Below are 19,994 nucleotides of genomic sequence, written 5' to 3' on the forward strand. Positions count from 1 at the left end.
TTCATGACGATTCACCTCTTGGGATTACTTCTTATATCGCCTCGACCCCATTAAATTTCGTAAATATCTAATTGATTTTCAATTTCATGGATATTGCCAAAGAGGATGTTTCGGTAAACAGCATGATAATTTCGTAACCTTACAGTTTTTTTTCCGTATAAAGATAACAACATGATCCAAGTTCGTTCCCTCAGGGAGAAATGCAACCATGTTTAACAAAATGAGAAGTTGAGGTAATGCATTGTATGAATGAAAAATTACAAGCCAATACAGGATATCAGCTGGCTGAGCGGAAGGCGATTCAGTATTTTGCATTACTGTATGATCAGGTCTTAGACAAATCTTATGTGACTACCCTGACAGAAGACATTCAAAAGTGGAAAAAAAATCATCTTCATCATTCCTCATGGTTATCCTTTTTTTCGCGGAGAAAGAGAAAACCTGATACTCGGGACTATAATAGATACATTCAATGGCTGAATTATACAGGCAAATTGGATGATTATCTGGACCGAAGTGTCTCCTATATTTATATGAGGGACCTAGGCAAAGCTCTGGATTCTCCTGACACACATACCCGGATTCAGCGTGTCATTGCAGACGTAAAAAAACACTTGATCCAATCCACCAGTGCAAACGGGGGAGACCAACCGGAATTTATGAATTTGGCCGGGGTGTATCGATGGGCCCAGAGGGAAGGTATAGAAACCGCGATAATTTGGGTGATCAACAAACTTAGGTCCGTATCCTCCCATATTCCCAAGGAGATGGATTCCGAGCAAGCCCAGCGCAAACTGATTAAGATCATTATCGGGGTTATTCTGCATGTGATGGAAGAAATGGACGATACAGTGTTGCCTGTGGAACGTGCTCGCAGACTTGATGAAGCCATCAGGCTTGGGTACTCCTATGGTCTGACCTATCCTTTCATTGATGATCTTCTCGATTCCCAGGTTTTGACCGTTCAGGAGAAAGAACAATATTCCCGTATGATACGTGCCGCGATTCTTAGTGGATCTGTGCCTGAGTTGGGCGATTGGACCGGAAAACATATGGAGTTGATTCAATACATACATTCGGAGCTCTCGGATGCATTTGAGTATATTAAGGAACATCAGCGGCCAGACACACAGCAAACCTTTTTCGAGCAGTCCTATGTCTTTTTTCATGCTCAAGATATTGACCGTGTTAAGGACCTAACGCGAGCTACTTATACTAATGAAGAGCTTTATATACCCGTTATTTTGAAGTCTTCTTCGTCCCGATTGATTGTCCGTTCCGTGATTAGTGCTCCTGCGGATGAGGGTTTTGAGCAACGAACATTCTTTTATGGTATCTATAACCAGCTTGCTGATGATTTTGCGGATATGGTTGACGATATGAGAGACGGTGCGGTAACACCCTATACCTACTATTTAAAATATCATCATCAGAGACCTGATCTTATCAATCCCTTTGAATTATACTGGGCGGTTATTTCCTATTTGATCCATAACGTATATGACTCCGATGCCATGGCTCGTGAGGTGATACTGGATCGTGCAATGAATGGACTCAAACGTTATAAAGAACGTGTAGGTATTGAAAAGTATAATGAAACGATGGAGATCTTTGCATCCGGAAATCCGGAATTTAATAATCTCATTCAGAAGATGGTACAAAAAGCGGATGATGTAGATTTCTTAGATAAGCTGCTTCGGGACCAGATGATTACCCATCTGAAAAACGATGCGAGGGAAAAAGAAGACTTTTTCAATACGGTCAAAATGGTCCGTGAGCAGATTAACAACCAATTGAAAATTACCAAGCCTCAAGGGATTCCGGCCATGAAAGAACAGCTTATTGAGGCTGCAAATTACAGTCTCGAAGGGGACGGGAAGCGGATACGGCCTATATTGACTTGGGTCATGGGCGTGAACGAATATGGATTAGATGCATCGGCAATTGTGCCTCTTCTGAGATCATTGGAATATATGCATACAGCCTCCTTGATCTTTGATGATCTGCCTTCCCAGGATAATGCGTCTACCCGTAGAGGGCGTCAGACCTTGCATCAGGTGCACAATAGCGCCACCGCGGAACTAACCGGTCTGTATCTGATCCAGAAGGCGATTGGGGAACAATCGTCACTTGACCAGTTCAATGCTGAAACGGTGCTTGCTTTGATACAATACTCGGCCCAGAAAGCAGAAGATATGTGTATGGGGCAGGCGATGGATCTGGATTCCAAAGGAAAGGCACTGACCTTGGAGCAACTGAATATGGTGTGCTTTTACAAAACAGGAGTGGCGTTTGAGGCTTGTCTAGTTATGCCAGCCATGCTTGCACAGGTCAAGGAGTCGGAAATTGCTGCTTTGAAGAAATTTGCCTATCATATGGGGATTGCTTTTCAGATTAAAGATGATTTGCTGGATGTGGAAGGAGATATGCGCTTACTCGGAAAACCTGTTGGCCAAGATTCTGATAATAACAATTCGAATTTCGTGTCCATTCTTGGTCTTGAAGGTGCCAGTAAAGAGATGTGGGAACACTATTGCCTCGCGATGGAAGCATTGGAAGAAATCCCACGTAATATTGCTTTTCTGAAGCACTTAATACATTATGTCGTGAACAGGGACCGTTAAAAAGAATTGTGCCCCATGGCTCGATAGGAGTGGTGGGGTGTTTGTACGTTGAGACCGAAGAGCTGATCATGCTCCTTCGCTCATCGGTAATCCTCTAATGTTATACAAATATGACTGAATCATAGCACAGATATGTGAATATCTGGTGACTTCAGCACCCATTTTGCCCATAATGGTGCATTCTCCCTTATAATAATACAAAACAGACGAGGAGATGAACTCCAGATGAAAAAAGGAATCTTAGTCGCTTCAGGGTTGGTTGTTGCCGCATTGGGGACGTACCTAATTGCAGGAAATATTCAGAAAGAAGGGGCGGAAAAACATGAGACGACAGATATCAAGCAATTGGTGCATGATATCAGTGCAGGCAAGGCAACAGCCCAGTCTGCTTCCATTAATTCCAGTCAGTTGATTGTCACAGGGGACGATACCCAACCCATAACTTATGATTTGCCTGACAACGAGTTTTTTGTTTCGATTGCACCATATGTGGAGCAGACCCACCCTTGTGCAACTCATAGTCTAACTGGCTGCCAAGGCGAAATAAAAAACGGAGCGTTCAATGTGACCGTTCACGACTCCGAAGGGAATGTCATCATGGAGAATGCCGCCATGAAATCACAATCCAATGGTTTTATTGATCTATGGCTACCGAGGGATAAAACATACCGTATTAGCGTGAATCATGAAGGTAAAACGGCTGAAACTGAATTCTCTACATATGAAAAAAACGATACGTGTATCACAACGATGCAGTTGGGTTAACGACGGAGAATGAGGGTTGAGCTTACGGATCGCTGAAACGCTCTAAATCCGCAAAACTCTGCGTTCTCATATATAGTTTTTAGTAAAGAGCCTACGTCTGACGGAGGCTCTTTGTGCTGCCCTAATCTTTTGCTGGAGTTACCGAACAGGTTGGGAGGGAATCTATGAGGAATCAGATAGCGAAACTTTAAATTGTATATACTAAAAACCTATTAAAACAGCTGCAAACTTCCGACATATTATCTAAGAGCTTTTCACTCAATATTCCTCGGGGAGATGGCAGCATGTCACAAAATATGAAGAAGCACGTATTCAGATCATCCAGCATCGCCAACACATTGGCTATGGTCTTGTTAGTCATTATCGTTGTCGTCTTTGCAACCTTGGGGACGTTCATGTTTGCAAGCACGCAAAGCATACTTGTCAAGCAGCAAGAGGCCATGCTCCAGACCAAGACGCAGGCCGTTGTCACTCAATTCGATGCGTTGTTTAAGGAAAAGGGATCACTTGTCAAACAAATGTCAACGAACAATCTTTTTAAGCAATATTTAGAAACCACCCCATCGGCAGAAATGGTGAAAACTTCTCCTTATGCTGCCGAAACAGTAGCGACTCTGGCAGCCATTGTAAAGGCAGAGCCATCTTTTGCCGACGCCTGGATTGCTGGAATATCTGGTAAAGGCTTCTTTCTTCAGAATGATGGTGCTGCTTCCAACCCGGATTTCGATATCCAAACACGCCCGTACTTCAAGCCGGCTGTAGAAGCAGACGGTTTATACTACTCAGATCCCTATATTGACGTCAATTCGGGTAGTGTGCTCATGGGCATTTTCTATCCGATCAAAGATAGCAGTAACCAATTAATCGGATTTGCTGCTGTCGATATTGCTTTCAAAGACATCCCTGCCGTTATGCAAAGCTATTCGCTTGGAAGCACAGGTTATTCGATTCTTGCATCCAAAACAGGTGATATTTTGTATCACCCCGATCAAAATAAAGTGCTGAAAGAAAAGATTAACGAAAGCACAGGTGATCTTGGGGAGATCGGAAAGAAAATGATTGCTGGTGAGTCCGGAGTACAGCTAATTAATGATAATGGGGAACGTCGTTACATTGGGTATGCAACCAGTAAAGATACCGGATGGTCCGTAGGCTTAACCATTTCTGAAGAAGAGGTGCTCTCAGAATTAAAAGCCTTTACCTGGATTACTATTGGCGGTTTTGCGGTAGCCACCATCCTGCTCGTTGTGATTTGTTATATAACGCTCCGTTATCTGTTGAGATCCATACCGAAGCTGCTTGCAAAAATCAAGCTGATTGAAAATGGAGATTTGACCGTTCAGTTTGATACGCATTCCAACAACGAAATCGGGCAAATTTCTCAAGGAATTTACAATATGGTTCAAAAAATTCAAGGCATGCTCCAAATGGTGGGTGGCTCAGCTCAAGTCTTGAATCAGTCTTCTCATGATTTGCAATCCATTTCTTCCAGAACCGCGATCACGATGAACGATACGGCGACAGCGATTAATGAAATTGCCAATGCAACGAACTACCAATCCATCGAAACGGATAACATTTTACAAAAAACCGGAGCATTATCCGGCCAAATTGACGAAATTGCCAATGATGCCAAAGCCATCGAAACGATGGTGCAAATCTCTGCTGAGCAAAGCGGACAGGGGCTTGCTGTAGTAGATCAGTTATCCAGATGGGCAGAAGAAAATCACAATTCCACACAAGCGATGTCATCTATTATTCAGGAGATTGATCTGAGTCGTCATGAGATTTCCAGCATCGTGGATACGGTTAACCAAATTGCAACGCAGACCAACCTGCTGGCGCTCAATGCTTCTATTGAAGCTGCACGTGCAGGAGAACAGGGCAAAGGGTTTGCTGTGGTTGCCGGGGAGGTTCGCAAGCTGGCTGAGCAGACGGCGCTGGCGACACAGGAAATCTACAAGAAGGTACGTGTAATTGAAGAAAAAACCAGCGTATCGGTTGAGCATACAGTTCATGGGCTGAAAATTGCAGAAGAAAATGCCAGATCGGTGGAGGACACGAAGCAAGTATTCTTTAGCATTAATAAGGATTTGGAAGATTTGAAATTGCGAATGATCCAGATCAGCACGAACACTTCCAAAGTCCACAAGCACAAAGATGAGATTTTGCAGGCACTGGAGATCATATCTTCCACCACCGAAGAGAATTCCGCTTCAACCGAAGAGGTCAGCGCCAGCACGCAGGAACAATTGGAGAGCTTCGAACAAGTTGCTGAACTATCCAAACAATTAAACCAATTGTCCAATAAACTTCAAGACGAATTAAAACAGTTTAAGGTCGAGTAACATGGTAGGTGGCGGCGATGCTATGGGATGATGTGACGGAGGAACTGGACAAATAAAGGTAAGACATTTTATGGTAACGTAAATCGGGCTTAATAGATCAATAATTTACTCCGAAAGAATCAGGGACTTGAGATGAATATCTATCTTAAGTCCCTTTTTTTGTGTAAAATTAGATTTCCAATTTTTTGAACGGCTGATATACTAAGGAGGCAAGTGAGATGAAGATAAACCTACTTTATCGGGATGAAAAAACGATCGGCGTACGGTTGGGGCGAGAAGGATTCGATCCATACCGAGCAGGAAATGGGTTCCAGACGAAAAAATATGGACCATTCCTTACAGTATCTCGGCTGTAGAAAGCATGTTGGAAGCGTATCGGAGCTGCAAGTTCGAGTGCGACGAGCGCTTGAATAAAGAGCTGCCGTTCATCCTGGAATGGCTGGATCGGCGGGACACGCAGGCTAATGCGGTTCCCTCTTCTTCGGAACGAGGTGAATGGAACCCAAATCAGCGGCAAGAAATGCGCGATGCATTGGTGGCAAGAGGCTACAGCAGCAAGACGATTAAAGCATACATATCGCAAACGGAACGCTTTTTTGCAAGATTGCAAGGGACCGAAGCAAGCATAAATGATGCGACGGTGCAAAAATATGCGTTGGCGCTGCTCGAAAAAGGCCTTTCGCACGCTTATGTTAACCAAGCGATCAGCTCGCTGAAATTTTACTTTCGCCATGTGCTAAAGCAGTCCAAATCCGCCGCCTATGTTCGTCCGAAAAAGGAGAGTAAACTGCCAGATGTGCTGTCCCTGAATGAGGTTATGCGTCTGTTGAAAGCAGTGAAAAATCTAAAGCATAAGGCTATTCTGTACCTGACGTATACATCCGGGCTGCGGGTAAGCGAAGTGGTGAGGTTGCGTCTTGAAGACTGCGACCGTGAACGGAAAGTACTGAAAGTTCGTCAGGGAAAGGGCAGGAAGGATCGGCAAACGCTGCTATCCGAAGCGGCTTTTGCGGTGGTCGAGCAGTATATAGGGGTGGAGCAGCCAGAAGACTGGCTGTTTCCAGGGCAGAGGGAAGGCCGCCACCTGACGGAACGTTCAGCGCAGAAAGTGTTTGAAAAAGCGCTGGCTGAAGCGGGCATTCGCAAACAGGTGAGTATCCATTCGCTAAGGCATTCCTTTGCGACCCACTTGCTGGAGAATGGGATTGATCTTCGCTATATTCAGGAACTGCTAGGGCATCAGAGTGTGCGAACGACGGAGCGGTATACACATGTGAGCAGACGGGACATTGGGCGGATTCAAAGTCCGTTGGATCGGATCAGCGGGCTGGAGCATTGAAACGCAGAAAGTGCCGGAATAAGGAGAAAAGTGCAGGATTCACGAAGTTCGTGAATATGACGAAGAGAGCATTCTTTCGGAAGTTCGTAAATAAGACGTTATAGGAAATCAGCGTAAAAATTAAATATCAAAATCAATATTGTTAGTTACTTATTGAATTTTTTTTTACGTTAATGGTCAAACGGAGGTAGACTATGAATGAGAACGAAATGCTTGTTTATCATATTGTGACTAGGAAAGAAATGAGTCCTGGACAGATTATCAATTTTGACAAAAACCAGAAGAACAACCTGTATCATTTCTTTTTTGAGAAGACATATACAAATAATAACGGTGAAGATATTTTTAAGATTTTACATGATCATTATTCAAATGAAGGATTGAAGCTGGATAAAGAGAACGCTGCAGCAACGATGAAGTATGCAGGACAAACGATCAGATCTGTTAGAGAAGTAATAGTAGAAATGGTGAGATTACAAGAATATCCGGATTATCCTTCTAGATTGTCTTGCTTATATGCTGCGAGAAGTTATGAGGATGCTTTGAAATGGAAGGAGATATTTGATTCTTTTAATCGGAAGGTTTTGCAGATTGTTAAGCTACGAGTAACAGGGAGTTATTTTGAAGGTGATGGGAACCTATTACCAAAGGTAGACGGAGTATCATTTTCAAAAAAAATCGAACAGGCTAGAGAATATTGGAAGGGAAATGTAAAAAACGAACTCCCTGAGCTTCTGATTAATGGAAAAATTGAAGTTGTTGAAATAATTGATGATTTCACATTAGTATAATCTGAGTATTTCAAAGGAGACGCTGACATCCTATAACATCATATTCACGCATCGGAGCCTGGCGGCTCCTCGGTCCGCGAGATATGATCGGCAGAGAAGTGGATTCAGCGGACACATCCGCACCGACTAACTGCGCAAGCGCAGCCGGACCCTGGAGGGTCCTTAAGTGGGTGGGACGTCGTGAATACGGTAACGTTATGTGAAATCAGCTTAAATAAGAGAGAAAGAGTGAGATAGATGATTCAAAGCAGATATTTATTTGTATCTCGTGCAGGCAAAGTTATAAAGATCGCCCGACCTAAAGATCATAAGCATAAATCTGTTCCTCAATTAGCAGGTGAGGAAGTACTTGAAGTGATCTTATATTACAGGAATAAAGACAGGAAGCCGCATAAACTACTTATGGTGGAATTTGATAGATTCCATTTAGATTCGGACGGAAATTATAAACAGACAGAAGAAGATAGAAAAAGAGCTATTCATAATTTTCTTTCTTTTGGGATGGCTGATTTGCATGAAGGAATAGAAGTAGAAGATAAGCCACTACCTATACCTGTTGCGCCGATAATTCCGACGACTGCTGAGAAAAAATCATTATACGATTACATAAATGAGAAACTACCCAGTTTTTCAGATGATGCTCCTTATGTAGTGGAAAGTAAAATTAAAGCTGCTAAAGAGAAATATGAAGAGTTTAAAAGCATGGCAAAGAAATCAAACAAGCTGTCTAAGTAGTTCGAAGAAGAAGCAGACATCACATAACATAATATTCACGCTGCGGACATTCGTCCTTGGCCCGGCATGCGCCGGACACCCAGCATATGCTGGGTCGTGAATACAGGAACGTTATCGGAAATTATTGTAGATATAAAATGGAGGCTATTATGTTTGATTTTTGGAATAGTTTGATATCTTCTGTGTCTCTAGTGAATTCAGCTACCATATTATCTTTACTTATAGGAATATTGATTTTTATTTATCAGGAATACAAACGAAGGAGAGAACAGGAAAAAGAAGTTATTCGATTAAAAGAAGAAATAGTAAGTTTAGTAATACGCAATCATGTTAACAGCGGTGTTCCAGTTTCTTCTATAGATTTGAACTCTATCATAGAAGGTTATGAATTGCTGAAAAATAGTAAATTAAGATTGGACGTTAGAGGCATAAGTATGATGGTATATGCAAGAATATATGAAAATGAACATATTACAGATAGTATAAGGCTAAAGTTTTTAAAAGAAGTAGAAGAAATTATAAATAGTTGTGGATTTGAATATATTTCTTCTACTGAAAAAAATAACAGCGAAGAGAATAATTTAATTTCTTCAAGATTGTCTTTGATGATAAGCCTTCTTCTTGTTGTAACAGCGATAGGAATCATAAGTAAATTATATGAGAAATATCAAGTAAATGAACTATTACTTTATATATTAATATTTATATCAGTTATATTAATTATGTTTTCTAACTCTTTCATGAATACTATAGTAAATAGAATGCTTGCTGGAAACTTTAAATTTTTCGATAGAAAATCTAGAAGCATGAAAAAACAAGAAAACCTCATGAGAAGAATAGAAACAATGCCGAACATCTTGAATAATAATCTTATGACTAAAGAAGTTAAATTTGAGGAAGTTTTCAATGATAAGGAAAAAATACTTGAAGTGGTTGAACAAAGAGTACTTCTGGAGGGGTTACTGCGTCAAATCTACTTCGAAGTTTTTCAAGAAGATAATAAAAAGCCTTTACATTACTTGGTATCTGAATTAAATAAGAAAGGTATATTACCTAATCATGTAACATACCCATTAAAAAAAGCTTATTCAATTAGTAGTTATGTCGCACATGAAGCAACAATTCCTGAAGAAGTTGTTGATTACCAATCTTTTATTAGTTCTCTGAAGGAAACAGTAGCAGAGCTTTATAAGATATGGACTTATATTAAAGATGAAAATTCCAAAAATTTGAACTAGAAAAAATACATGTTGATAAATATAAGTAGTAACTTCCGATAACATAATATTCAAGCAGCGGCTCCGTTGGAGCCTTGGTCTGCCGGATGAATTTCAGAGAGGGATTTCAGCAGACAACCCCGCTGGGGTTCATGAATACAGCAACGTTATGCGAAATTCATCAAGACAAGAAAGGAGTCTAACAAAATGGTAGAAAAATGGGTTCATTTTGAGTGTATTTTCAAAAATAAATGAGGCTTGAGAGTTATTACAGAAATCCATAAAGCAATAAAAGAAGGCCGTATTGCTACACCTAGTGATGAATTTAATGATTTCTCTATGTCAATAGCAATAAGGCTTGATCTGATAGACCGACTCTTAAAAAGACTTACTAATAGTATACAGCTGTTAAGTAAAGAAGTAATGAATGTATCTGAAGAGCATATTTTCACACAGGACAAAGAAGGATATGCTCTTTGCATAAACGATGATTTGAAGCTGGATTTATTAATCGATATCGATGCATTTTTGTTTGAGATCAACTCCTGCTGCGAATTATTCAGCCAGTATATTTATGAGTTTTATACCGCGATAGGGATATCTATTCATAAAGATAAGACAGGACAAGAGTTAGCCAGAATACTTAGAGTTGCTTCAAGCGACACAGCGTGGTTTAGAGTCCTAGATGAAAGTAGAAATTTCTTTATTCATAATGGAGCACCATATATTGCTCTTGATATTACTGATGAGAAAAACATGAATATTATAATTATGAAGGAAAATTTGAAGAGCTTTGAAAATTCTAGAAAGTATATAACATTGCATGATCTTGTAAACATAAGAGAAGGCTTTAAAAATTCGTTATCAATATTCAAGATCATCTAATAACTTGTGTAAGTGGTGCTTCGAAGCGATTAACATCGCATAACATAATATCCACACATCGGGCATACGCCCTCGGTCCGGCAGAGGGATTGCGGGGGAGAAGAAGCTGCCGGACACATCCGACTCCGTCGGACTTCGTGAATACAGGAACGTTAGGTGAAATTAATTGTTTTTAATCAAAGGAGTATGATTTAAAGATGAGTTTTACTTCAGAAAATATTCTTCCTGAAGGTACAGCCTATAATAAATTAATAAATTTAATAGCCTTGTTAGGCTACACAAAGCAAAGAAACGAATTCAAAAATCAAGGTATGCTAGCAAGTTATTTTTGGTATGAATATAAGAATTATAGATCGTATGTTGGAGTAGAACTCGACATTTATAAGAAAGACGGTAATATTTTAGTTTATACAAGAACTAGATCAGGGAGAAGTTATTGGGATTTAGAACATCAAAATAAAACTATTAAATATATAAAAGATTATTTTAAAGGAAGTTTTTCAACGGATGAGGGCAAAAACCGTTATTTTATAATAGATGAAAAAGTCCCTACTGAGTTAGAAGCAGGACTTTTTATCGCTAGGTGGGTTTACAAGAATGCACTTATTAAACCCAAAATATATTTAGATTCAAGGAATTTGAAAGGTGATATTTCAAGGGTAGAGCATACAGGCATTTCATTTATAGATGATCTAAATCCAAGATTCTTTTCTAATAACTTGTTAATACCTTACTTGGTAGCAACTTGGGAAGAATATTTGAAGAAATCATTTATTGTGATATTGAAATATACAGATAATAGGGACAAGCTGTTTAAAGAAGCGCGGTTTTCAGTAAATAATCTAAGAGATATCTCTGCTGGGAATACCTCAATTGAAGAGGCTTTAGTTGAAAAATTTTCATTTCAAAGACCACGAATAGTTGCAGAAAATTTTAAAAAGGTTGATGAAAAATTAGATATATTTACTGTATTAAACAAGCCGATTTTAAACAGAAAAGTTTCTCTTTTTGACTCTATTGAAGAAATTGTTGAGTTAAGAAATACATTTGTTCATGAAGGAGGTATGGATTTAAGTGTCAATGACAAAAAACTTAAAGTCATCATCAAAGATTTTGAAGTTGCAGTAGATAGGATTTACGATAGATTTGGAGCTTATTATAATTTTGAACCTAGTAGAGATTTTTGATTCGAAGAACATATATTAACATCATCTAACATAATATTCACGCTGCGGACATTCGTCCTTGGCCCGGCATTCGCCGGACACCCGACATACGTCGGGTCATGAATACAGGAACGTTATATGACAGAATCAAAATGAAAAAGAGCCTGAAGGCTCTCAATCTAAAGATATATGTAATTCGTTATGCAGATGAAGAGCGTCCTTAAAACCTTGCAAATAAATTTCACGTTCTAAAATAGCTTGAACAGAAAGCTCAGCATCATCGTAAAGGAATAGGATCTTCTGAATATTCTCCGGTACTCCTTCATGTAACTGCTTGAAGTAGAGATTCCGTTCGGATGAGAACTGGTTGTAGCTGGAGTTGTTTTTGATAAGCTCGCCATATAAAGATTCAATTCGAGTCTGAATCAGTGAATCAAGTAAGACTTCCAAAGAATTATGCATTCTGAACACCATCCAATGTATTTGACTTTATGAATTAAAGTTTAACTTATTAAACATAATTTTAACAAGTAAAATAATTAAGTCAATACATGTTGAAGATGTTTTTGATAAAGAAAATATACTTTCATATAATTAAAGAAAAATTCACTTGATGTGTGAAAGGAATATCAGATGATTAGTTATAAACCTTTTCAAAAATTATTGATCGACAGGGAGATTAAGAAGCAGGCTTTATTGAAAATGACAGGTATTTCGTCTGCTACAATGGCGAAACTCAATACGAACGAATATGTGTCATTAGAAGTGATTGATAAATTATGTGCGGCTTTAGGTTGTCAGCCAGGAGATTTATTGGAACATATAGCAGAACAATGACTGATTAGAATCAAGAATGACTGTTGGTTAATCGAAGAAGTGATTCCGTCATATAACATACTATTCAAGCAGCGGCTCCTTTCGGAGCCTTGGTCTGCTAGAAGGATTTCAGGGAAGCATTTCAGCAGACAACCCTTCGGGGGTCATGAATACAGGAACGTTAGCAGAAATCCACGAAACAATAAAACTATAAAACCAAAAGACGAAGGAGACGATTGTTGTGGAGCTTTTCAGACAAGTACCACTGTATAGATTTTTAGCTTTATGTAATGAAAGCGGTATGGAAAGAACAGTATTGGACTGCGGGGCGGGAGGAGATTCCCCTCCATTAAGTCTATTTGCACATTATGGATACAAAACTATTGGAATAGAAATGAATATTGAACAGTTTCAAAAAGCGAATCGATTTGCAGAAATGAGAGGACAGAATTTAAATATACAACATGGTGATATGAGATCTTTATCATTTAGTGACGAGTCGATTAGTTTTGTGTATTCATATAACTCGGTGTTTCATATGAGAAAAGAAGATGTGAAACAATCAATCAATGAAATGAAACGGGTATTGAAACCCAATGGAGTATTATTTGTGAATTTCCTAACCGTTAAGGATTTTCGGGTTGGAGAAGGTGTTGATTTAGGAGATAACCAATATGAACAGATTGAAGATAATGAGCCAGTTATCCATTCGTATTATGATTACAATGAAGCTGATGCGATGTTTGATGATATGAAATTAATCTATAAAGAAGATCGAGTTTTGGAAAGAATCTATGAGGGCAAAAAAATACGACAAGGATTTATTGATTACATATTAAAGAAATGAATATATAAAGATTTATCGTATGTAATTCGAAGAGGTCGTGGACATCTGTTAACATCGCATTCAACGCTGCGTGGCGGGTCAAGTCCGCCACTTGGTCCGGAAGAGGCATTTCGGGGGAGTGAATTCACCGGACACATCCCACCGCCTAACTGCCGCAAGCGGCAGTTAGGCGGTGGGATGTCGTGAATGCGGGAACGTTATAGGAAATCAGCGGATATACAAACATCATGAAAACGATATCTAAATTTGTAAGGAGAATATATGAAAATCACTATGGAAATGAGCGAAGTAGCTTATGAAATAGCAAAGAAGGTATATTCAGGGCAAATTACAAGAACTGAAGGAAAGATAGAGATTAATAAGGTCACAGGAATGAATGAAGGATCAGCACAAGCGTTTATCACCATATTTCTGGCGATGATGAGCGGAGAAGTATATAAAAGGGCATTCAATAATGAAACTAATAGATTATTGTTTGAAAGTATAAAAAGAGATTTTGGAAAAGAGTATTTTATAAAAGCTTTAGATGCATCCCAAAAGCATGTAAATTATTATTCAACACTAGGTAAAGGAAATCTTTCAGGTCTTCAAAGCATAATAAATGAAATGAGATCTTAGAGTATTTAGCAATTGCGAAGAAGTCATTGACATCCTATAACATAATATTCAAGCTGCGGCTCCTTATGGAGCCTTGGTCTGCTGATGGATTTCGAAGAAGCGAGTTCAGCAGACACATCCGACTCCGTCGGACGTCATGAATACAGGAACGTTATCAGAAATTAATGCAAATCTGAAATGCTCAAATATAAATATCTACTAAGAGAAGGTGCCTTCATGGACAAGAATTCATTAAATAGAAGAAGCATTATTGTTGATGGGGAAAATGGTGTCGGCAGCTCGGAAGACTTAAAAAAGAATGTTGTTCATAAAACAAACAGCCTATATTGGGATACCAAAGGCAATGACTTCTTAAAAGCAATCGTGCTCCCTTATTATGGAGCATTTATCTCAGAAGAAAAGTGCCAGCTCTTTGGTGATATCTCAGGAAAAAAACTGCTGGAGATCGGCTGCGGAAATGGTCAATCCTTGCAATATCAAGGGGAACGAAACGCATCTGAACTATGGGCTGTGGATATTTCAGAAAGACAAATTGAAAAGGCAGCGCAACATTTGAAGTCATGTGGAATAGCAGCAAAATTGATATGTTCTCCCATGGAAGAAGAATGCGGCATCCCGACGGATTATTTTGACTATGTTTATTCAATTTATGCCATAGGTTGGACCACCGATCTTGAGGGTACCTTTCGACGAATATCTTCTTACCTTAAAAAAGACGGGCTATTTATTTTCAGTTGGTCTCACCCTATACACAGATGGGTTACTACAGAAAATGATAGGTTTGTAATTAATAAGAGTTACTTTAATGAAGGTTGGTATCCGGTAGCAGTTGATGAAGGTGAGCTATTGTTAGCGGACCGTATGCTGTCAACTTATGTAAACGCGCTTGCAAAAGCTGGGTTTGTAATTGAGCTAATGATTGAGGAATGTGATTATGAGTTTATGCAATTGCGGGATGATAACAGCGATATGGCAAAGAGAGCAAAAATGCTTCCAGTAACTTTTGTGATAAAGGCAAGAAAACTATAAGATATAAAAACAAAAGCGAAACTGACTCCAAGATTTTTAGAGGTTCGAGGAAGGTATTGACATCTGATAACAAAACATTCACGCTGCGGGTCGCTGTCGCGCCCCTTGGTCGGCCCGAGGATTTTCAGGGAAGATTAACAGGCGGACAACCCTGCACTGCCTAACCGCATCGCGGCCGCTCCCGTTGGTCGCTTAAGGCAGTGAGGGTTCGTGAATGCCTGAACGTTATACGACAGAATCAAATTGAAAAAGAGCCAGAAGGCTCTCAATCTAAAGGTATATGTAATTCGTTATGCAGGTGAAGAGCGTCCTTAAAACCTTGCAAATAAATTTCACGTTCTAAAATAGCTTGAACAGAAAGCTCAGCATCGTCGTAAAGGAAAAGGGTCTTCTGTATATTCTCCGGTACTCCTTCATGTAACTGCTTGAAATAGAGATTCCGTTCGGATGAGAACTGGTTGTAGCTGGAGTTGTTTTTGTTAAGCTTGCCATATAAAGATTCAATTCGAGTCTGAATCAGTGAATCAAGTAAGACTTCCAAAGAATTATGCATTTTGAACACCATCCAATGTATTTGATTTTATGAATAAAAGTTCAACTTATTAAACATAATTTTATCATATCAAATAATTAAGTCAATACATGTTGAAGATGTTTTTGATAAAGAAAATATACTTTCATATAATTAAAGAAAAATTCACTCGATGTGTGAAAGGAATATCAGATGATTAGTTATAAACCATTTCAAAAATTATTGATCGACAGGGAGATTAAGAAGCAGGATTTATTGAAAATGACAGGTATTTCGTCTGCTACAATGGCGAAACTCAATACGAACGAATATGTATCATTAGAAGTGATTGATAAATTATGTGCGGCTTTAGGTTGTCAGCCAGGAGATTTATTGGAACATATAGCAGAACAATGAAAGATTAGAATCAAGAATGGATGCTGGTTAATCGAAGAAGTGATTCCATCGTATAACATAATATTCAAGCAGCGGCTCCTTTGGAGCCTTGGTCTGCGAGAAGGATTTCAGGAAGCATTTCAGCAGACAACCCCTTCGGGGTTCATGAATACAGGAACGTTAACTGAAATTCCCGCAAAGTAATATTAAAAAGGAGAAAAATCAATGAATTCCTTAAGACATGCTATTATTAATTTTTACAAAGATACAGAATATACTGAATTCAGGGCCGGTGTACCACGTCCAAGAGAATGGCATCTTCCTAAGTTTATGCATGAAAATTTTAATAAAAATGTAGATTTCTTTGAGAAATATAAGAATGGCACAAAAATCATAATTCCTCTTGATGAAGAAGATATGAAACTTTTGAGAGTTACATTGCTACATGAATCGTTATTTTATTTCTATAAAGCATTCTACAACTATTTAGCAGCAAAGAATCTATATTTATCAGGAGCTCTTCATTGGATAGAGATTACAAATTATTATGCAAAGCTATATCTTGCAAGAGCAATTAATACTCTTTGCGGCATTCAAAGTTATCGAATTACCAGTGATAAATTTATTTTTATAGAAGATGTGTTTAGAATAACAAATCCAAAGCGATATCAAACTTTATCAAATAAATATAACCCTAATAAAATTGATTATGATGCTGACATTGTTTCTTATTCAATGCACTTGAAATTAGATATAAAAAACAAAGGAGGTCATCTAATATTTGATAATGAGAGAGTTAATTCGCATGATGATACATGGAGAATTTACTGTGACTTGAATCATGACGAACTTGAATTTACTAAGATAACTTATGAAGAACTTTTTGACAACAAATATGATCATTTATCAAAGGCAAGGAATGAAGAGAATTATACTTTTGATGGCTATATGCAGATAGACTTTAACTTGTTTAATGATAACTTCCATCAATATTTCAATAGGGATGATACTAAAAGAGAAGCTCAATTAGTTTATGACGATGTAGTGGGAGTAACACTTGGAGTTTTTACTGAACTATTTCATTTATATGATAATCTAAATATTCCAGCTCTACCTATTGAGCTTGCAAAGTTTGAGCATATGTGTAAGTACATGATCCAAGATAAGATATTAAGAGATAAGTTGGTAGATTTGTGCCGTAATAAGTTTCCTTTACACAACAAATATATAGAGGAAATGAATGCATATATGTTAGGTACTTATGGTGATTAGCATATTCTATGAAGGCAGGAACTTCAGTTAACATAATACTCACACTGCGCGGCTAACACCGCTTGGTCTGCCCGAGGCATTTCGAAGAAGCGAAATCAGGCAGACAACCCTTACTGCCTAACCGACTCGCGGCCGCTCCCTTTGGTCGCTTAAGGCAGTAAGAGTTCGTGAATACAGAAACGTTATCAGAAATTCATGAAAAGCAATATCACAAAAAGGCATATTTGCATAGTCAAGAGATGAAAGGGGAAGTACTGTGAAGCTTAAAGAGGAATCTATAAAATGGGCTATTAACCATCTGCAATTAGAAAAAGATACAGATCTATTTCCAAGCCCTAAAGAAATAAATGTCTTTTACGATCTTAAAGAGAAGGTAATAACAAGGTTAAAAGATTACGACATAACACAACATCAATTTAGTCCCGCGCGTAGATTCGTTATACCTAAAACAGAACTGTCATATAGAATTGCAACTCAGCTAGATCCAATTGATAGTCTTTTAATAGCGGCGGTTATCTTTGAATACGGTCATTTGATCGAAAATCGTAGGAGACCCAAGGAAGAAAATACAGTATTTAGTTATAGATTCGCTCCAAAGGGAGATGGAACCTTTTATAGTAATGAAAATTCATGGAAAGAATTTTGGACATCCTGCTTACAAAAAAGTAAGAGAAAAAGATACGTAGTTCAGATGGATATATCAGATTTCTATAATCAGATTTACCATCATACTGTAGAAAATCAATTGGGTGAGTCAGGATTACCAAACTCAATAATTAAATTTATCATGCGTTTGCTGGAGGACGTCACAAAAACGGTATCTAGAGGTATACCTATTGGACCGCATTCTTCACATTTGCTTGCTGAAATGACCTTAATCCCAATAGATGATAGTTTATGCATAAAAGGAATTGACTTTTGTCGCTATGCAGATGATATTTATGTATTTTGCGACGATGAAAAAGAAGCTCAAATTACTGTTTATCGGATGGCTGAAATATTGGATAAACAACAAAAGCTTGTATTACAAAACCAAAAAACCGATATCATTAAATCGGAAGTATTCGCTCAAATTTGCGAAAATATGCTAAATGATAATCCATTAAATGAAAATGAGGATCAAATGATTAAGGTCTTAAAAAAGTACACCATTGGTTCCTATAAAGGAATAGATTTTAGACAACTAGACCCAGAGGATCAGGAATTGTTTGCCGATTATAACATCAATGAAGTTTTAGAAAAATATCTAAATGTAATTGAACCAGATTATAAGAAAATTAGATGGTTATATAGAAGGCTTGGTCAATTAGGCGCACCAGGTGGTATTGAATATACAATAGACAATATTAATAAATTAATTCCAGCCATTAGTGATGTTTGTCATTACTTGATTTCAGCAAGTAGAAACTTTGAAGATGATTTTCTGACATTAGGTGATCAGGTAGTAACAATACTTGAGGATGAGCTTATTCAGGCTAACGAGTATTTCTATATAGCGATTTTGAACTTATTTGCGTGCAATTCTGATCTAAATCATTTAAAAAAATTGCTTTCTTTATATAAATCTTCTTCACCAGAAGCTAAAAGAAAGATTATCTTTGCCGCTCATGAGGCTGGGGCTTCTACATGGATACGGGAACTTAAAGAACTATACTCGGCTTTAGATCCTTGGAGTCGTAGAGCTATGTTAATTGCATGTCAGATTCTACCCGAAGATGAAAGAACTCACTATCTAAAGCACATTAAGAAAACACATCCTTTAAGTTTGTCAGAGGAGTTAGTCATAGAGTGGTCCATTAATAATAAAAAGTACAATATGGTTACAGTTGATGAATTGGATATGTGAAGTGATAAATTTCTTTTAATTCATACTGTGTAAGTAATTCAGGGAGAACATGAACTTCTGATAACATAATATTCCTGCTTCGAGCCATTCGGCACTCGGTCCGGCTGATGTATTGGCTAAGAAGTTGGGCAGCCGGACACATCCCACATTCGTCGGACGTCGTGAATACAAGAACGTTATCTGAAATAACTATAAAATCATAAAGAGGATTGAATTATATGTGGCCGAGTATTATCGGGTGGTCTTTATCTGCCTTAATAGCAATTGTTGGTTGGTGGATAGCTATAACTAATTTAAATAAGCAGCATAGAAGAAATCTTGAATTAGATAAACAAAAGTTTGTTCGTGAAATGCAAATTAAAACTGCTGATGAAGCCATAAATTTACTTGCAAAATCAAGAGACTCACTTGGAGAATTGAATTTATATTTAATTCTTTTGCCTGGTGATCTGCGAACAAAATACGCAATGAATTTTGAAATTCATAATAGTCGTTGGGAAAAGCCAAATGAGCAAGTTTTAAAATTGTGGGAAAAATCCTCTAAGTCAATTCTTGAATTCACCTATTTTTTTGAATCGAGAGAAGTTGTACTTAATAAATTTGTAGGAATGAAGGACATATATTTAGAACAGCTAAGTGAAATAAGAGAAGTGATAGGTAGGTATAGTGAGTATTTAGGTGGGATTTATTATTCAAGATATTTAAACGGGATAGTGCTTTCAGAAGAAGAAATGATAGATCTTGAGAACAGAACGAAATAATTTAACGAGTATATTTTTGATTTTTTAG

Annotated in this window: 20 protein-coding genes; 18 read left to right on the forward strand and 2 right to left on the reverse strand. The window is 38.1% G+C overall.

The genetic code is table 11. The annotated features are described in order from the left end of the window. The first annotated feature begins 236 nt into the window (after nt 1–236). From AC6EJC_RS19915 to AC6EJC_RS19960, 10 genes are all read left to right on the forward strand, one after another. A complete protein-coding gene (locus AC6EJC_RS19915; protein ID WP_444955452.1) occupies nt 237–2,624 on the forward strand; it encodes a polyprenyl synthetase family protein in 2,388 nt (795 codons plus the stop codon). 225 nt (nt 2,625–2,849) lie between these two features. Next, a complete protein-coding gene (locus tag AC6EJC_RS19920) occupies nt 2,850–3,389 on the forward strand; it encodes a CueP family metal-binding protein (RefSeq protein WP_444955453.1) in 540 nt (179 codons plus the stop codon). 284 nt (nt 3,390–3,673) lie between these two features. Further along, a complete protein-coding gene (locus tag AC6EJC_RS19925) occupies nt 3,674–5,737 on the forward strand; it encodes a methyl-accepting chemotaxis protein (protein WP_444955454.1) in 2,064 nt (687 codons plus the stop codon). A 218-nt stretch (nt 5,738–5,955) separates the two neighbouring features. Continuing rightward, nucleotides 5,956–6,093 carry a hypothetical protein gene (locus AC6EJC_RS19930; protein ID WP_444955455.1) on the forward strand — a complete coding sequence of 46 codons (138 nt, stop codon included), beginning with the start codon at nt 5,956–5,958 and terminating at the stop codon, nt 6,091–6,093. A 5-nt stretch (nt 6,094–6,098) separates the two neighbouring features. Beyond that, nucleotides 6,099–7,076 carry a site-specific tyrosine recombinase/integron integrase gene (gene xerA, locus AC6EJC_RS19935; RefSeq protein ID WP_444955456.1) on the forward strand — a complete coding sequence of 326 codons (978 nt, stop codon included), beginning with the start codon at nt 6,099–6,101 and terminating at the stop codon, nt 7,074–7,076. Between the two features lie 194 nt (nt 7,077–7,270). Further along, nucleotides 7,271–7,867 (forward strand): DUF2441 domain-containing protein, encoded by a 597-nt coding sequence (locus AC6EJC_RS19940; protein ID WP_444955457.1) that lies wholly within the window; start codon nt 7,271–7,273, stop codon nt 7,865–7,867. A gap of 237 nt (nt 7,868–8,104) precedes the next feature. Further along, nucleotides 8,105–8,602 (forward strand): hypothetical protein, encoded by a 498-nt coding sequence (locus tag AC6EJC_RS19945; RefSeq protein WP_061829663.1) that lies wholly within the window; start codon nt 8,105–8,107, stop codon nt 8,600–8,602. A gap of 149 nt (nt 8,603–8,751) precedes the next feature. Continuing rightward, the gene (locus AC6EJC_RS19950) at nt 8,752–9,840 is read left to right on the forward strand and encodes a hypothetical protein (protein WP_444955458.1); all 1,089 of its coding nucleotides are present in this window, start codon (nt 8,752–8,754) and stop codon (nt 9,838–9,840) included. Nucleotides 9,841–10,077: 237 nt separating this feature from the next. Continuing rightward, nucleotides 10,078–10,704 carry a hypothetical protein gene (locus tag AC6EJC_RS19955; protein WP_444955459.1) on the forward strand — a complete coding sequence of 209 codons (627 nt, stop codon included), beginning with the start codon at nt 10,078–10,080 and terminating at the stop codon, nt 10,702–10,704. A gap of 197 nt (nt 10,705–10,901) precedes the next feature. Next, complete coding sequence (locus AC6EJC_RS19960) at nt 10,902–11,891, forward strand: HEPN domain-containing protein (protein WP_444955460.1); 990 nt, start codon at nt 10,902–10,904, stop codon at nt 11,889–11,891. Nucleotides 11,892–12,044: 153 nt separating this feature from the next. Here the strand turns inward: AC6EJC_RS19960 and AC6EJC_RS19965 are convergent, their stop codons facing one another. Continuing rightward, a complete protein-coding gene (locus AC6EJC_RS19965) occupies nt 12,045–12,332 on the reverse strand; it encodes a hypothetical protein (protein WP_028542323.1) in 288 nt (95 codons plus the stop codon). Nucleotides 12,333–12,503: 171 nt separating this feature from the next. Between AC6EJC_RS19965 and AC6EJC_RS19970 the strand changes: the two genes are divergently transcribed. The 4 genes from AC6EJC_RS19970 (at nt 12,504) to AC6EJC_RS19985 (ending at nt 15,180) form a co-directional block, all read left to right on the forward strand. Next, on the forward strand, nt 12,504–12,707 hold the full coding sequence (locus tag AC6EJC_RS19970; RefSeq protein ID WP_444955461.1) for a helix-turn-helix domain-containing protein: 204 nt from the start codon (nt 12,504–12,506) through the stop codon (nt 12,705–12,707). A 220-nt stretch (nt 12,708–12,927) separates the two neighbouring features. After that, entirely contained in the window at nt 12,928–13,533 is a 606-nt protein-coding gene (locus tag AC6EJC_RS19975; protein WP_090738651.1) for a class I SAM-dependent methyltransferase, read from the forward strand. A gap of 261 nt (nt 13,534–13,794) precedes the next feature. Continuing rightward, the gene (locus tag AC6EJC_RS19980) at nt 13,795–14,151 is read left to right on the forward strand and encodes a hypothetical protein (RefSeq protein ID WP_444955462.1); all 357 of its coding nucleotides are present in this window, start codon (nt 13,795–13,797) and stop codon (nt 14,149–14,151) included. Nucleotides 14,152–14,367: 216 nt separating this feature from the next. Beyond that, nucleotides 14,368–15,180 (forward strand): class I SAM-dependent methyltransferase, encoded by an 813-nt coding sequence (locus AC6EJC_RS19985; protein WP_307347369.1) that lies wholly within the window; start codon nt 14,368–14,370, stop codon nt 15,178–15,180. 265 nt (nt 15,181–15,445) lie between these two features. Here AC6EJC_RS19985 and AC6EJC_RS19990 read toward each other — a convergent pair whose 3' ends face one another. Beyond that, nucleotides 15,446–15,733: a hypothetical protein gene (locus tag AC6EJC_RS19990; protein ID WP_040103230.1), complete on the reverse strand. Its 288-nt coding sequence runs from the start codon at nt 15,731–15,733 to the stop codon at nt 15,446–15,448. A gap of 171 nt (nt 15,734–15,904) precedes the next feature. Here AC6EJC_RS19990 and AC6EJC_RS19995 point away from each other — a divergent pair, with 171 nt between their 5' ends. From AC6EJC_RS19995 to AC6EJC_RS20010, 4 genes are all read left to right on the forward strand, one after another. Then, nucleotides 15,905–16,108: a helix-turn-helix domain-containing protein gene (locus tag AC6EJC_RS19995; RefSeq protein WP_010345194.1), complete on the forward strand. Its 204-nt coding sequence runs from the start codon at nt 15,905–15,907 to the stop codon at nt 16,106–16,108. A gap of 204 nt (nt 16,109–16,312) precedes the next feature. Further along, the gene (locus AC6EJC_RS20000) at nt 16,313–17,359 is read left to right on the forward strand and encodes a hypothetical protein (RefSeq protein ID WP_444955463.1); all 1,047 of its coding nucleotides are present in this window, start codon (nt 16,313–16,315) and stop codon (nt 17,357–17,359) included. Between the two features lie 256 nt (nt 17,360–17,615). Beyond that, nucleotides 17,616–19,205: an RNA-directed DNA polymerase gene (locus AC6EJC_RS20005; protein ID WP_444955464.1), complete on the forward strand. Its 1,590-nt coding sequence runs from the start codon at nt 17,616–17,618 to the stop codon at nt 19,203–19,205. A gap of 218 nt (nt 19,206–19,423) precedes the next feature. Further along, nucleotides 19,424–19,966: a hypothetical protein gene (locus AC6EJC_RS20010; protein ID WP_444955465.1), complete on the forward strand. Its 543-nt coding sequence runs from the start codon at nt 19,424–19,426 to the stop codon at nt 19,964–19,966. The last annotated feature ends 28 nt before the right edge of the window (nt 19,967–19,994 follow it).

Source organism: Paenibacillus sp. TY11 (assembly GCF_059772165.1).